Source organism: Agrobacterium sp. lyk4-40-TYG-31 (assembly GCF_030209855.1).
GTDB lineage: Bacteria > Pseudomonadota > Alphaproteobacteria > Rhizobiales > Rhizobiaceae > Agrobacterium > Agrobacterium vaccinii.
Genome location: NZ_JARVRE010000012.1, coordinates 91,342 through 106,867 on the forward strand (window position 1 = coordinate 91,342; position 15,526 = coordinate 106,867).

Annotated in this window: 13 protein-coding genes; 4 read left to right on the plus strand and 9 right to left on the minus strand. The window is 57.7% G+C overall.

Annotated elements, in window-relative coordinates; translation table 11 throughout:
- Positions 1-900, plus strand: a complete 900-nt coding sequence (gene iolE, locus QRN55_RS20920) for a myo-inosose-2 dehydratase (protein ID WP_284778161.1) — start codon at positions 1-3, stop codon at positions 898-900.
- A 15-nt stretch (positions 901-915) separates the two neighbouring features.
- The gene (gene iolB / locus QRN55_RS20925; protein ID WP_284778162.1) at positions 916-1,725 is read left to right on the plus strand and encodes a 5-deoxy-glucuronate isomerase; all 810 of its coding nucleotides are present in this window, start codon (positions 916-918) and stop codon (positions 1,723-1,725) included.
- A 418-nt stretch (positions 1,726-2,143) separates the two neighbouring features.
- Here the strand turns inward: iolB and QRN55_RS20930 are convergent, their stop codons facing one another.
- The gene (locus QRN55_RS20930) at positions 2,144-2,803 is read right to left on the minus strand and encodes a peroxiredoxin (RefSeq protein WP_111841392.1); all 660 of its coding nucleotides are present in this window, start codon (positions 2,801-2,803) and stop codon (positions 2,144-2,146) included.
- Positions 2,804-3,319: 516 nt separating this feature from the next.
- Here QRN55_RS20930 and QRN55_RS20935 point away from each other — a divergent pair.
- Entirely contained in the window at positions 3,320-5,134 is a 1,815-nt protein-coding gene (locus tag QRN55_RS20935; protein WP_284778163.1) for an ABC transporter ATP-binding protein, read from the plus strand.
- A 45-nt stretch (positions 5,135-5,179) separates the two neighbouring features.
- On the opposite strand, the gene QRN55_RS20940 is transcribed toward QRN55_RS20935, so the two are convergent.
- The gene (locus QRN55_RS20940; RefSeq protein WP_284778164.1) at positions 5,180-6,202 is read right to left on the minus strand and encodes an LLM class flavin-dependent oxidoreductase; all 1,023 of its coding nucleotides are present in this window, start codon (positions 6,200-6,202) and stop codon (positions 5,180-5,182) included.
- A gap of 366 nt (positions 6,203-6,568) precedes the next feature.
- On the opposite strand from QRN55_RS20940, the gene fba reads away from it, so the two are divergent.
- Positions 6,569-7,633: a class II fructose-bisphosphate aldolase gene (fba, locus tag QRN55_RS20945; RefSeq protein ID WP_284778165.1), complete on the plus strand. Its 1,065-nt coding sequence runs from the start codon at positions 6,569-6,571 to the stop codon at positions 7,631-7,633.
- A gap of 295 nt (positions 7,634-7,928) precedes the next feature.
- Here fba and QRN55_RS20950 read toward each other — a convergent pair whose 3' ends face one another.
- The 7 genes from QRN55_RS20950 to glpD form a co-directional block, all read right to left on the minus strand.
- Positions 7,929-9,650 carry an ABC transporter substrate-binding protein gene (locus QRN55_RS20950; RefSeq protein WP_284778166.1) on the minus strand — a complete coding sequence of 574 codons (1,722 nt, stop codon included), beginning with the start codon at positions 9,648-9,650 and terminating at the stop codon, positions 7,929-7,931.
- 78 nt (positions 9,651-9,728) lie between these two features.
- The gene (locus QRN55_RS20955) at positions 9,729-10,010 is read right to left on the minus strand and encodes a DUF2160 domain-containing protein (protein WP_045229359.1); all 282 of its coding nucleotides are present in this window, start codon (positions 10,008-10,010) and stop codon (positions 9,729-9,731) included.
- Between the two features lie 15 nt (positions 10,011-10,025).
- On the minus strand, positions 10,026-10,844 hold the full coding sequence (locus tag QRN55_RS20960; RefSeq protein ID WP_284778167.1) for a carbohydrate ABC transporter permease: 819 nt from the start codon (positions 10,842-10,844) through the stop codon (positions 10,026-10,028).
- 14 nt (positions 10,845-10,858) lie between these two features.
- Positions 10,859-11,725, minus strand: a complete 867-nt coding sequence (locus QRN55_RS20965) for a carbohydrate ABC transporter permease (RefSeq protein WP_284778168.1) — start codon at positions 11,723-11,725, stop codon at positions 10,859-10,861.
- Positions 11,726-11,728: 3 nt separating this feature from the next.
- Positions 11,729-12,799 (minus strand): ABC transporter ATP-binding protein, encoded by a 1,071-nt coding sequence (locus tag QRN55_RS20970; RefSeq protein ID WP_284778169.1) that lies wholly within the window; start codon positions 12,797-12,799, stop codon positions 11,729-11,731.
- 12 nt (positions 12,800-12,811) lie between these two features.
- Complete coding sequence (locus tag QRN55_RS20975; RefSeq protein WP_284778170.1) at positions 12,812-13,894, minus strand: ABC transporter ATP-binding protein; 1,083 nt, start codon at positions 13,892-13,894, stop codon at positions 12,812-12,814.
- A gap of 72 nt (positions 13,895-13,966) precedes the next feature.
- The gene (gene glpD, locus QRN55_RS20980; RefSeq protein ID WP_284778171.1) at positions 13,967-15,475 is read right to left on the minus strand and encodes a glycerol-3-phosphate dehydrogenase; all 1,509 of its coding nucleotides are present in this window, start codon (positions 15,473-15,475) and stop codon (positions 13,967-13,969) included.
- Positions 15,476-15,526: the final 51 nt, after the last annotated feature.

Here is a 15,526-nt window from a genome sequence, read left to right on the forward strand (position 1 = left end):
ATGATCCTTTACGGCACCAACCCCATTGCCTGGAGCAATGACGACGACCGCACTCTGGGCGCGCACATCAGCCTCGAGCAATGCCTGGATGAAACCTCGAAAATCGGTTTCGATGGCATCGAAAAAGGCCACAAGTTCCCGCAGCAGCCAGATGCGCTGAAGGCGGTGCTCGAGCCCCGCAACCTGCGCTTCGTTTCGGGCTGGCATTCGCTCAACCTTCTGACCAACTCCATCGAAGACGAGAAGGCGGCCATGCAGCCCGCGTTCGATCTTCTGAAAGCCTTGGGCTCAAAGGTCATCATTGTCTGCGAGACCTCCAACGCCATTCACGGCGATGACGGCAAGCCGGTCAATGACCGTCCAAAGCTTGCCGATGCTGACTGGAAAAACTTCGGTGAAGGCGTGGAAGCGCTGGCGGCATTTGCCGCCGAACAGGGCGTTGCGCTGGTTTACCATCACCACATGGGCACCATCATCGAGAGCGAAGACGAGATCGACCGCTTGATGGAAGCCACCGGCCCGCACACCAAGCTGCTGCTGGACACCGGTCACACGCTATTCGGCGGTGGTGATCCCGCACGTCTTGCGCGCAAGCACATGGATCGCGTCGGCCATATCCATGCGAAAAACGTCCGGCCTGAGATTGCAGCCCAGGTGCGCAACGAAAATCTATCCTTCCTTGAAGGTGTGCGCCGCGGCGTGTTCACCGTTCCTGGCGATACGGACGGCGGCGTCGATTTTCCATCCGTCCTGAAAATTGCTGCCGAGCATGGCTACAGCGGCTGGTTAGTCATCGAGGCTGAGCAGGATCCAGACGTTCGCAATCCCTTCGAATACCAGAGCCTCGGGCTTAAATCGCTTCGGGCATATGCCAGAGAAGCCGGGCTTGATAAAGCCTGAATGAGGAGATGAGTGATGGCAAATCTGCTGCGCAAGCCGACCGGTCAGTCTGGCAAGGTCCATGATATCACGCCTGAGAGTGCGGAATGGGGCTATGTCGGTTTCGGTCTCTACCGGCTGAAACCGGGCGAGACCGCCAGCGAGGCAACCGGGGATACCGAAGTCATTTTGGTTCTGGTGGAAGGCAAGGCGGAGGTCTCGTCCGAAGACAAGAACTTCGGCGAACTTGGCGACCGCATGAATGTGTTCGAGCGCAAGCCGCCGCATTGCGTCTATATTCCCGCCGGTTCGTCTTGGTCTGTCAAAGCCACGAGCGATTGCACCATCGGCGTCTGCACCGCACCCGCCAAGCCGGGCAGGCAAGCGCAGGTCATCGGCCCCACCGGCATTTCACTCAGCGAACGCGGCAAGGGCGCCAACACCCGCTACATCTTCCCCATCGCCATGGAAGACCGCGATGTGGCCGATAGCCTGCTGGTCACAGAAGTTTTCACCCCCTCCGGCCACTGGTCGTCCTACCCGCCGCACCGACATGACGAGGACAATTTCCCCGACATGACCTATCTCGAAGAAACCTACTACCACCGCCTCAACCCTAACAAGGGCTTCGGCTTCCAGCGGGTGTTTACGGAGGATGGCTCGCTGGATGAAACCATGGCGGTTTCGGATGGCGATGTCGTGCTGGTGCCCAAGGGCCATCACCCCTGCGGTGCGCCCTATGGCTATGAGATGTATTATCTCAACGTCATGGCAGGGCCGATGCGCAAATGGCGTTTCAAGAACCACCCGGATCATGATTGGATTTTTCAGCGGGATAATGGGTGAGGGTAGCACACGCGGCTCATCCCCTCCGCCTTGCCAAGCATCTCCCCCTTAAGGGGGAGATCGGGCTGACGGCAATTGTTTGATCTGTTGCATTAATTGCGTGACAGGCTGCAACGGTAGCAACCCTCATACTGAGGGGCCTCGAAGGACGAGGGTTGCGGGACGAGAGCGCAGAGTGCGCGGCGGATGCTTCGAGGCTTTGCCCTTTGGCCAAAGCACCTCAGCATGAGGACGGAGGGTGTGGTTAGCGACTAGATCACATGGAGTGGATAACAGGACGCAACGCAGTTACCCTCATCCACCATCCTTAGACAAGCTAATGATTATGCAGGAGGGGCGGAAGGGGACGCAACCCTGCCGCTTGGCGAACGTGCGTAAAACGCCGCCCGCCAAACAAAACAGAGTGCGCCCCGACACATCAACCCTGCGGCTGCTTCGTCTTTCGCAAATACGGCAGTACCGTATCGAACGAACCAAACCGCGTAATCGCATCCTCGTTCGAAACTGCCGCCGTGATGATCACATCCTCGCCCTGCTTCCAGTTTGCGGGCGTCGCCACCTGATGCTTCGCTGTCAGCTGGATCGAGTCGATCGTGCGTAGGATTTCATCGAAGTTGCGGCCTGTCGTCATCGGGTAGGTTAGGATCAGCTTGATCTTCTTGTCGGGGCCGATGACGTAGACCGAGCGCACGGTGGCGTTATCGGCGGGGGTACGTCCCTCGGAACTTTCGCCCGCATCATCCGGCAGCATATCGTAGAGCTTTGCGACCTTGAGGTCCTTATCGCCAATCAGCGGATAGGCAACCTCGAAGCCCGTGGCGGTCTGGATGTCCTGCTTCCACTTGGAGTGGCTTTCCACCGGATCGACCGAAATGCCGATAACCTTGACGTTGCGCTTCTGGAATTCGCCATCCAGCCCCGCCATCGCGCCAAGTTCCGTCGTGCAGACGGGCGTAAAGTTCTTCGGGTGAGAGAACAGAACAGCCCAACTATCGCCGATCCACTCATGGAAATTGATAGGTCCCTGAGTTGTATCCGCAGTGAAGTCGGGGGCTGTCTGGTTGATACGCAACGTCATGGCATGCTCCAAGCATAGGGTTAGACACTGAGTTTGACGTGTTGTAAGACTTATGTCACCGGATAAACGACCAGCGAAACGGCTCAGACTAGGATCATAATCCTCGTCCGCATCGTCTGAGGGAATGGTTTTGCGTCACCATTCACACGTCGATTCCGCGCAATTGCTCGCACATCATTGTGGCAACTCTGCCGCACCTAGAGGTTTAGTTGGCGCGGGGCCTATAAACAGGGTTGGCGTTCCCCGCCACTTCTCCTAGAGTGCCTGCATCAACCTAACGAGGGAGGTATTTTATGGCATATTTTTCCAACTCCCCGGTGGCGTCAGCCGATCTGGCCTGAGACGCTCTTTCTCTTTTCATCAAGAGCCTGTTTCTCTTCCGTGCGGAGAGGCAATCGCGTGACGACCGGCTGGTCCGGTTTCGTCTAGTTTTTCCTGAATTTTATCGCGCTGCCACGTCGCGCGATTTTCCTCTTTCAATCTATCTATGGGACCGGCAAGTGCCGGAAGCTAGTCATGTCTTTTGGTTTGAAAATGCGCCGTAGTCAGGCGTTTCGCAGCGTTTTTCGCTTCTGTTGGACCCATTGGCGTCAACAGCCCGGCCGTGTGACCTTCATGCTCTGCGCCGTGCTGTTTTCAACGCTAGCCGATGTGCTGACACCCATGTTCGCGGGCCGTTTGGTCGATGCCGTCGTGTCTGGCAGCGCCACTGACGCAGCGGCGTGGAACAGCGCGCTCTCGGCATTCGCCTGGTTGATGAGCCTTGCCGTGCTCGCGGTGATCCTGCGTCATGCGACGTTTATGACCATCATCAGCTTCACGCTGAGATCGATGACCGATATCGCAGCCGACTCGTTTCATCGTATCCAACGTTTCTCGTCCGACTGGCATGCCAACAGCTTTGCCGGATCGACTGTGCGTAAGGTCACGCGCGGCATGTGGGCGCTGGATATTCTCAACGATACGGTCTTCGTAGCGCTGTTTCCATCCATCATCATGCTGGTCGGATCAACGATCTTGATGACGTGGTACTGGCCAATGATGGGTCTGCTGGTCGGGCTTGGCTCGCTGCTGTTTGTCATCATCACGGTGTGCATGGCACTGGGCTACGTTGCGCCCATGGCCAGTCTTGCCAACAACTGGGACACCCGCATGGGTGGCGCGCTTGCCGATGCCGTGACATGCAACGCTGTCGTCAAGGCCTTCGGAGCCGAGGAGCGGGAAGACCAGCGCCTGTCGCGTGTCGTCAGCAAATGGAAGGACCGGACCCGCCGCACATGGACGCGGGGCACCATCAACGGCACACTTCAGGCCAGCCTGCTGAGCGTCATGCGCGCAGGCGTGATCGGGCTTGCATTGATGCTGTGGGCGAGCGGTAACGCCAATGCGGGTGATATCACCTTCGTGCTGACGGCGTTCTTCATCCTGCAAGGATATTTGCGTGAAATCGGCATGCACATCCGTAACTTGCAGCGTTCGGTGAATGACATGGAGGAACTCGTCTCCATCCATTCGCAGCCGCTGGGCATTGAAGACGTGCCCGACGCGAAAACGCTTGTGATCAATGAGGGGAAGATCGAGTTCGATCGGGTAAGCTTCCATTACGGCAAGCATCTCGCGCCGCTCTACAAAGACTTCTCCGTCACCATCAAGCCGGGCGAGCGCGTGGGTCTGGTCGGGCATTCCGGTTCGGGCAAGACGACATTCATCAAGCTCATTCAGCGGCTTCATGATGTCAGCCATGGCACGATCAGCATCGACGGTCAGGACATATCGAGGGTGTCGCAGGCATCGTTGCGCCAGCAGATCGCCATTGTCCAGCAGGAGCCGATCCTGTTTCATCGGTCGCTGGCCGAAAACATTGCCTATGCGCGACCCAACGCGACGCAGCGGCAGATCGAGCATGCGGCACAGCTTGCCAGCGCGCATGGCTTCATCTCGGCGCTGCCCAAGGGGTATGGCACGCTGGTGGGGGAACGCGGCATCAAGCTTTCCGGTGGCGAGCGCCAGCGTATTGCCATTGCCCGCGCTTTTCTGGCGGATGCACCCATCCTCATCCTCGATGAGGCAACATCGAGCCTGGATTCGGAATCGGAGATGCTGATCCAGACTGCGATGGAACGTCTGATGCAAGGCCGCACGACGCTGGTCGTGGCGCACCGCCTGTCGACGGTTCGCTCGCTGGACCGGCTGCTGGTGTTCGATCATGGCGAGATTGCCGAGGAAGGAACGCATGTCAGCCTCATCCAAAAGAAGGGCGGCATCTATCGCGGCCTTTTCGAACGGCAGGCGCTGGAGCTGACCAAGGGTCTGGTCATGGACGTCAACTGATAGAAAATGGCCCACGCTGCAGGGATGCAGCGTGGGCCCAATGGATCAGCGCCAGCCAAGTTCTGGCGCGACATATTTCAAAATGGAATCGAGCACATGGACATTGTAGTCGACGCCCAGCTGGTTGGGGATCGTCAGCAGCAATGTATCGGCTTCGGCCACGGCCTCGTCCTGCGCCAGTTCCTTGATCAGCGCATCCGGCTCAGCGGCATATGACCGACCGAATATGGCGCGGGTTGACGCGTCGATGTATCCGATGCTGTCGCTTTCCTTACTGCCACCGCCGAAATAGGCGCGGTCACGGTCATCCACCAGCGCAAAAATGCTGCGGCTGACGGAGACGCGCGGAGTGCGGGTGTGGCCCGCTTCCTTCCATGCCTCGCGGTAAGCGCGGATTTGCGCCGCTTGCTGGACGTGAAAGGGCTCGCCCGTCTCATCGTTCTTCAGCGTCGAGCTTTGCAGGTTCATGCCCAGCTTGGCCGCCCATATCGCGGTCGCGTTGGAACTCGCACCCCACCAGATGCGGTCGCGCAAACCTTCCGAATGCGGCTCAAGACGGAGCAGACCGGGCGGATTGGGAAACATCGGGCGTGGATTGGGCTCGGCAAAGCCTTCGCCTTTCAGCACCTCCAGAAACACCTCGGCATTGTGGCGGCCCATATCGGCATCACTCGTGCCTTCCTTCGGTTGAAAGCCGAAATAGCGCCAGCCTTCGATGACCTGTTCCGGCGAACCGCGGCTGATACCCAGTTGCAGACGACCGTCCGAAATCAGGTCCGCAGAGCCCGCATCTTCAGCCATGTAGAGCGGGTTTTCGTAGCGCATGTCGATCACGCCGGTGCCGATTTCGATGGTCTTCGTCCGGGCGCCAACGGCTGCCAGCAGCGGAAAGGGCGAGGCAAGCTGACGGGCAAAGTGGTGGACGCGGAAATACGCGCCATCGACGCCGATCTCTTCTGCGGCCACAGCAAGTTCGATGGATTGTTTCAGCACGTCCTTGGCGGTGCGCGCCTGCGAATGCGCGCCTGGGCTCCAGTGACCGAAAGACAGAAAGCCAATCTTCTTCATGATATTCACCTGAATTGCATATGTTTCGTTGCCAGACATATAGTGTGCAAATCGGGGAATGTCCGGCCAAGATTGTGAACAGTCTGTTCAGACCTCGCCAATAGGGCGGTATAGTTTCGCCGCTTATCCGCAAGTGAGAGTGTCGAGTCGGTGTCGCCGGGCGGCAATTCGCCCCCTCTAACAGCCTGTTTTGAGGTGCCACACAAAAAAGATTCGATCCAAATCGTTTGAAAAATCCTTGACGCCAAAAAAGGCTTGGATAGTTATCTCCTTCAAGACAATAGTGTTTCCCGTGATGAGAAATCGATCATCTGCTCTGTAGAGGTCATCGATAACGACGGTAAACATTAACGAGGAGGAAATACCTTGGCACGAATTACGCTCCGCCAATTGCTCGATCACGCAGCCGAACACGGCTATGGCGTGCCTGCTTTCAACATCAACAATATGGAACAGGCGCTGGCAATCATGGAAGCGGCGGATGCGACGAATTCGCCCGTCATTATGCAGGCATCGCGCGGCGCACGTGCTTATGCAAACGACATCATGCTCAAGCACATGATGGATGCGGTGGTTGAAATCTACCCGCATATTCCCGTCTGCGTCCATCTGGACCATGGCAATGAGGCGGCAAGCTGCATGACGGCCATGCAGGCAGGCTTCACATCCGTCATGATGGATGGCTCGCTGAAGGCTGACGGGAAGACCCCCGGCGATTGGGATTACAACGTGGACGTCACGCGCCAGGTCACGACCATGGCGCATTACGGCGGCATTTCCGTCGAGGGTGAACTCGGTGTTCTCGGCTCGCTGGAAACCGGCATGGGCGAGGCGGAAGACGGCCACGGTGCCGAAGGTGTTCTCTCGCACGATCAATTGCTGACCGACCCGGATGAAGCCGTTAAATTCGTGCAGGAAACCAAAGTCGATGCGCTGGCCGTCGCCATGGGCACAAGCCACGGTGCTTACAAGTTCACCCGCAGACCTGACGGTTCCGTGCTGGCCATGAACGTCATCGAGGAAATCCATAACAAGCTGCCCAACACGCACCTCGTCATGCACGGATCATCCACGGTGCCGCAGGATTTGCAGGACATTATCAATGCCTATGGTGGCGCCATCAAGCCGACCTGGGGCGTGCCGATCGAGGAAATCCAGCGCGGTATCAAGAACGGCGTTCGCAAGATCAACATCGACACCGACTGCCGCATGGCCATCACCGGCCAAATCCGCAAGGTTATGGCGGAAGATCCGGCGGAATTCGATCTGCGCAAATATCTGAAGCCCGCGCGCGAGGCTATGACGAAGCTCTGTAAGGAACGCTTCGAGTTATTCTGGACGGCTGGACAGGCGTCGAAGATCACGCCTATTCCGCTGCGGGATATGGCGAAGCGGTATGCGTCGGGTGAACTCGACCCGGTTGTTTCCTAAGCGGTTGAGGGAGGCTTAAGCCTCTCAATCGTCATGCTCGGGCTCGTCCCGAGCATCTGCGAAGGTCCGTCTTTCGCGACGGTAGTGGGCTCTCGAAGCAGATAAGAAAACCAAAAAAGCCGGAAGCGATGAATTCGCCTCCGGCTTTTTCCGTTTCTGGCACAAGCCCGCGTCGAAGCCTGCTTGAGCGGCAGTAGACCCTCGGGACAGGCCCAAGGGTGACGAACGCGGGGGTGGTGCCACAAAAAAAACGGAGGCAGCGAACTGCCTCCGGCATGCTTTCAATTCCGCAGAATTACTTCTGCCAGCTCTTGACCAACTCATCATAGTTCACGGTCATCGGCTTTTCTTTTTCTTCCGCGATCTTCAACTGCGGCGCAAGGTGGCCCTTGGAAACGGCGTCCTTGTTCCAGTATTCCAGATCGTGCTCTTCAGCCAGCTTCGGTCCGATTTCGCCCTGAACGCCTGCGCGTTCCAGACGTTGCATGACCTTTTCCTGTTCGGCGCACAGCGAGTCCATCGCTTCTTGCGCGGTCTTTGCGCCGGAGGATGCATCGCCCACGGCCTGCCACCACAGCTGTGCTAGCTTTGGATAGTCAGGAACGTTGGTGCCGGTTGGAGACCACTGAACGCGCGCTGGCGAACGGTAGAACTCGATCAGGCCGCCGAGGTCCTTGGCGCGCTTGGTAAAGCTTTCGTGGTTGATCGAGGAGTCGCGGATGAGGGTCAGGCCGACATGGCTTTTCTTCACATCAACGGTCTTCGATGTCACGAACTGCGCGTAGAGCCATGCAGCCTTGGCGCGGTCGTCGGGGGTGGATTTCATCAGCGTCCAGGAACCCACGTCCTGATAGCCGAGCTTCATGCCATCCTTCCAGTAGACGCCATGCGGGGAAGGAGCCATGCGCCATTTCGGCGTGCCGTCCTCGTTGACGACGGGCAAGCCCTTCTTGACTGCATCAGCCGTAAACGCCGTGTACCAGAAAATCTGCTGCGCGACTTCGCCCTGCGCCGGAACGGGGCCGGATTCAGAGAAGTTCATGCCCGCAGCTGCTGGAGGCGCATAGGCCTTCAACCAGTCGAGGTATTTCTGGATCGCGTAGACAGAGGCAGGTCCGTTGGTATCACCACCGCGCGCGACACAAGAGCCGACGGGTTGCGATTTTTCATTGACCTTGATGCCCCATTCATCGACGGGCAGGCCGTTCGGCAGGCCCTTGTCGCCGTTGCCAGCCATGGACAGCCACGCATCGGTGAAGCGCCAGCCGAGCGACGGGTCTTTCTTGCCATAATCCATATGGCCATAGACTTTTTTGCCGTTGATTTCGCGACCGGTGAAGAAGGCGGCGATGTCTTCATAGGCTGACCAGTTGACGGGAACGCCGAGATCGTAGCCATATTTCGCCTTGAAATCTGCCTTGTTCTTTTCGTCGTTGAACCAGTCATACCGGAACCAGTAGAGGTTGGCGAATTGCTGGTCGGGCAGCTGGTAGAGCTTGCCGTCAGGTGCTGTCGTGAATTTCGTACCGATGAAATCCTTCAGGTCGAGGCCGGGATTGGTCACGTCCTTGCCTTCGTTGGCCATCCAGTCGGTCAGGTTTCGGGCCTGCTGATAACGCCAGTGTGTGCCGATCAGGTCGCTGTCGTTGACGAAGGCGTCATAGATATTTTCGCCAGACTGCATCTGCGTCTGCAGCTTTTCCACCACGTCACCTTCACCGATGAGGTCGTGGGTCAGCTTGATGCCGGTGATTTCCGAAAATGCCTTGGCCAGCACCTTGGATTCGTATTCATGCGTGGTCAGCGTTTCCGAGACGACCTTGATATCCATGCCAGCAAAAGGCTTTGCGGCATCGATGAACCACTGCATTTCCTTTTCCTGTTCGGCGCGGCTCAAGCTTGAGAGATCGCCGATTTCCTTGTCCAGAAAGGTCTTGGCCTCGTTCATTCCGGCGTTTGCCACGCCGGTCAGTGCCAGCAGCGCCGCTGCCGTGGTTGCTAATAGATGCGCTCGCATGATCATCCTCCCAATGTTTACGATTGCTTGCAGTCCATATCCGGGCGGTCCTCCCTCCCGGTATTCCCGTCGGTTGAACTAAACGAAGCGGAACACGCCAATCGCATAGACAACCGAAAGAGCCAGTGCCCACCAAAGGCCGGGGCCGACGAGGCCGAGCCAACCGAGGTGAATGAATGCGGAGCCGAGCAGTGACACGAACAGCCTGTCGCCACGTGTCGTCTCGAAGCGTAAGATCCCAACGCGCGGATTGCCGCCGGGCGAGACATATTCCCAAACCGCCATGCCGATCAGCAGCAGCAATATGGTCAGAAAGAACAGCGCCGTAGGCAACGTCCATGCCATCCAGGAAAAATTCATCGACCTTCTCCTTTCTTAGACGCGGCCGAGGGCAAAGCCCTTGGCGATGTAGTTTCGGACGAAATAGATGACGAGAGCGCCGGGTATGATGGTCAGCACACCGGCGGCGGCCAGCACGCCCCAGTCCATGCCGGAGGCAGAAACAGTGCGGGTCATGGTGGCGGCAATCGGTTTGGCGGCGGTTGTCGTCAGCGTTCTGGCCAGCAGCAGTTCCACCCACGAGAACATGAAGCAGAAGAAGGCTGCGACACCAATGCCGCTGGCAATCAGGGGCATGAAGATCTTCACGAAAAAGCGCGGGAAGGAGTAGCCGTCGATATAGGCGGTTTCATCGATTTCCTTGGGAACGCCTGACATGAAGCCTTCGAGAATCCACACTGCCAGGGGAACGTTGAATAGGCAGTGGGCAATCGCGACCGCAATATGCGTGTCGATCAAGCCGAAAGCGGAATAGAGCTGAAAGAAGGGCAGGGCGAAGACGGAAGGGGGTGCCATGCGGTTGGTCAGCAGCCAGAAGAACAGGTGCTTGTCGCCCAGAAAGCGGTAGCGCGAAAACGCGTAGGCGGCAGGCAGGGCAGCGGCGACCGAAATCACCGTGTTCATCACCACATAGATGATGGAGTTGATGTAGCCGTTGTACCAAGCGGGATCGGTGAAGATAATAGTGTAGTTGCGAAGCGTCGGGTTCTGCGGCCAGAGCGAGAAGGCACCGAGAATTTCACCGTTTTCCTTGAAGCTCATATTTACGAGCCAGTAGATTGGCAGCAACAGGAAGACGATGTAAATCGTCGGGATGAGAAAGGAGAAGCGGGTGATGGATTTGGAATTGCTCATGGTGTTCTCCTTTCTCAAGCCTGTTCGTCGCTGTTGGTCATGACGGTGTAGAAAATCCAAGACAGAGCAAGGATGATCAGGAAGTAGATGATCGACATCGCCGCCGCTGGCCCGAGATCGAACTGGCCGACTGCCATCTTCACGAGGTCGATGGACAGGAAGGTGGTGGAATTGCCGGGGCCGCCGCCGGTCACCACGAAGGGTTCGGTGTAGATCATGAAGCTGTCCATGAAGCGCAGCAGTACGGCGATGAGCAGCACGCGCTTCATTTTCGGCAACTGGATATAGCGGAACACCGACCAGCGCGATGCTCCATCAATGCGGGCCGCCTGATAATAGGCGTCGGGAATCGATACGAGACCGGCATAGCACAGCAGCACGACAAGGCTCGTCCAGTGCCAGACATCCATGATGATGACGGTTACCCAGGCATCGACCGGATCCTGCGTGTAGTTGTAGTCGATGCCGAGCATGGACAGGTAATGGCCAAGGAAGCCGATATCGACGCGCCCGAAAACCTGCCAGATAGTGCCCACCACATTCCACGGAATGAGAAGCGGCAGCGCCATGAGGACGAGGCAGACCGGCACGCCGAAACCTGTTTTCGGCATGTTGAGCGCAATGAGAATGCCGAGCGGAATCTGGATCGCCAGAATGACCATCGAGAAAATCAGGTTGCGCATCAGCGCATCCCAGAAGCGGGGCGAATGCAGCATCTGCACGAACCAGTCGGTTCCGGCCCAGAAGAACTGGTTGTTGCCGAATGTATCCTGAACCGAGTAGTTGACGACCGTCATCAGTGGGATGACGGCGGAAAATGCGACCAGGATCAGAACCGGGATGACCAGAAACCAAGCCTTGTTGTTGAACGTCTTTTCCATGGCTCAAGCTCCCGTGCCAACGCGCCAGCTATCGGCGTAAATGCCGATAGCCTTGGGATCGAAAGTGACGCGGGGTTCAGACGGAATGTCACCATCTTCAGGCACCACCACGGTCAGCGGATGACCGGCAAAGCTGGCGCGAACGATCTTCTGGCGGCCGATATCCTCGACCTTGCTGATGGTAACAGGCATCCCCTCTCGACCGAGCGAGATGAACTCCGGGCGAATGCCGAGTTCGGTTTTTGCGCCGGTCTCAACATTTGGTGCCGCGTCAAGCAAGACATGTTGATCGCCTATTTTCGCCTGTGCGCCATCCAGTGAAACCGGCATGAAATTCATGCCGGGCGAGCCGATGAAATAACCGACGAAGGTGTGGCTTGGCCGCTCGAACAGTTCGGCGGGCGTGCCGATCTGCACGATCTGGCCGTCATACATCACGACCACCTTGTCCGCGAAGGTCATGGCCTCGGTCTGGTCATGCGTGACATAGACCATGGTAAAGCCGAATTGTTTGTGGAGGCGCTTCAATTGCGAGCGCAGCACCCACTTCATGTGCGGGTCGATGACCGTCAGCGGCTCATCGAAGAGGATGGCGTTGACGTCGTTGCGCACGAGACCGCGACCCAGCGAAATCTTCTGCTTCTGGTCCGCTGTCAGCCGATGCGCGCGGCGCTTGGCCCAGGATGAGAGATCGATCATCTCAAGAATTTCATTGACGCGCCTGTCAACATCCGGCTCCGAAACACCGCGATTGCGCAGCGGGAAAGCCAGATTGTCGTAGACGGTCATCGTGTCGTAAATGACTGGAAACTGGAACACTTGTGCGATGTTGCGCTGCTCCGTCGGCAGGTTCGTCACGTCCTTGCCATCGAACAGAATGCGGCCATCGGACGGATTGATGAGGCCGGAAATGATGTTGAGCAGGGTGGTCTTGCCGCAGCCGGATGGCCCGAGCAGCGCGTAGGCACCGCCATCGCTCCACTCGTAATTCACTTCTTTCAGGGCGTAATCATTGGCCGCCCTGGCTTTGGCATTGTAGGCGTGGCGGATGTGGTCGAGACTGATGCGTGCCATGGTCTCTTCTCCTCACGCGGCTGCTTGTTGCGGGGTGGCAAGCGAGCGGCCATTCGCATCGAACGCCATCAGATGGCGTGTATCCAGATAGATATCGATCTGGCGGTCGGGCTCGATATCCAGAATGCCGCGCGTCAGCATGACCCAGCGATTGCCGGCGAAATCGACGTGAATGAAGCTTTCGGAACCCGCGATCTCGGAGATCAGCGTCTTCGCGCCGAGCTTCACCGCGCCACTATGGGTGGGCGTCGGGTATAGATGGTGCGGGTGGAACGCCACCGTCACAGGGCCGTCTGCAACGCCTGAGAGGTGCGCTGGCACGTCGAAAACAGGCTGACCATTGTGCAGAAACGAAGGGCCGGAGCGGGTGAGCGCGATGATATTGAGGGGCGGATCAGCGAAGGTCTTTGCCGACACGAGATCGACAGGGTTTCTGTAAAGATCAATCGTGCTGCCATATTGGGCGATATGCCCCTGATGCATGGTGGCCGTATTGCCGCCCAGAAGCAGGGCTTCGGATGGCTCGGTCGTGGCGTAAACGAAGATCGCGCCGGATTGAGCGAAAATCTTCGGCAACTCTTCGCGCAATTCTTCGCGCAGCTTGTAGTCGAGGTTGGCAAGCGGCTCATCCAGCAACACGAGGCTGGCATTTTTGACGATGGCACGGGCAAGCGCCGTGCGCTGCTGCTGCCCGCCGGAAAGGTTGAGCGGTGTGCGGTCGAGATAGGGCGTGAGCCGAAGAAGATCGGCAGCGCGCCGCACTTCACGGTCTATCGTTGCCTTGTCCTTCTTGGCGATCCGCATGGGGGAGGCGATGTTTTCGTAGACGGTGAGAGCGGGATAATTGATGAATTGCTGATAGACCATGGCCACGCTGCGGTCTTGCACGCGCTTGCCGGTGACATCCGTCCCATCGAACAGCAACTGGCCCTCGGTCGGTTTGTCCAGACCGGCCATCAGCCGCATCAGCGATGTTTTTCCAGACAGCGTCGGCCCCAGCAGCACGTTGAGCGTGCCCCGCTTGAGGGTCAGATTGGTTGGGTAGATATGGTATTCACCACCCACCATCTTGGCAATGTTGCGTAATTCCAGCATGCTGTCCCGAGGCCTCCCAACCTGCAAGATATCTGCTTCAATATCGGTCTTTTACGCCCTTTCGGGCGCTCATCATGCCGCGATAGACGCCATGTAACTGTCGAGTGTGGCTGCTTCTTCCTTGGAAAAATGCAGGCCCTGCTTGGTTCTGCGCCACAGCACGTCGTCGCTGGTTCTGGCCCATTCCTGGCGCATTAGCCATTCGACTTCGCGCTCGTAAAGATCACCTCCGAAATGCTGACCCAGCGCCTCCATGCTGGTCGCATCACCGAGAATAGCGTTTGCTTTCGTTCCGTAGAGGCGAACCAGTCTGCGCGCCTGACGCTCGGATAGAAAGCTATATTTTGTGTTGAGCTTTTTAACTTCGGCCTCGTAGCCGGTGGCAGCGAAGTCACCGCCCGGAAGCGAGCTTTTCGCCGTCCATGGCTTGCCCTTGTCGCCAATAGCTTCCGCCACTTTCTCAAGGGCATGTTCCGCCAGGCGCCGATAGGTCGTCAGCTTGCCGCCGAAGACGTTCAGCAAAGGCGCTTCTCCGGACGCATCCTCAAGTTTCAGCACATAGTCGCGCGTGGCTTCCTGCGCACTGGACGCGCCATCGTCAAACAGCGGGCGCACCGCCGAATAGGTCCAGACGATATCGTCTTTCTTTACCGGTTCAGCGAAATATTCACTGGCGGCGTTGCAGAGGTAATCCGTTTCTTCGCCGCTGATCTTCACATCCGCCGGGTCACCCGTGTAATCCCGGTCGGTGGTACCAATCAGCGTGAAATCCGTCTCATAGGGAATGGCAAAAATGATGCGGTTGTCAGGGTTCTGGAAGAAATAGGCCCTGACATCGTTGAACTTCTTTTTCACGATGATGTGGCTGCCCTGAACGAGGCGCACATTGTGCACCTGGTTCTTGCCTGCCGCATTGGACAGCACATTGTCGACCCATGGGCCGGAGGCGTTGACCAGCATACGCGCCTGCACGGTCTTGACCACACCGGTCGCATTTTCCTTCACATCAACATTCCAAAGCCCGCCTTCGCGACGAACCGAAACCACCTTCGCGCGGCTCATGATGTCGGCACCTTTGTCGGCGGCATCCCGCGCATTCAGCACCACGAGACGTGCATCATCCACCCAGCCGTCCGAATATTCGAATGCCTTGGTGAACAGTGGCTTCAACGGCTTGCCAGCGGGGTCGCGGCGCATGTCGAGGGATTTCGTGGCGGGCAGAAGCTTGCGGCCACCAAGATGATCGTAGAGGAACAGCCCAAGGCGGATGAGCCAAGCCGGGCGGATGCCGCCCTTGTGGAACGGTAGAACGAAGCGCATCGGCCAGATGATGTGCGGTGCCATGGCCCAGAGCACTTCGCGTTCCATCAGAGCTTCACGCACAAGGCGGAACTCATAATGTTCGAGATAGCGAAGGCCACCATGGATGAGCTTGGTTGCGCCAGACGAGGTGCCGGAGGCGAAATCGTTCATCTCGGCAAGGGTCACCGAATAGCCGCGACCGGCAGCATCACGGGCTATACCGCAGCCGTTGATGCCACCACCGATCACGAAAATATCGCGGACCGCCTGCTCACTCACCTTGTCTCTCCCTGACGCGACATTCCGCCGCTTATTGTTGGAATTCGAAAT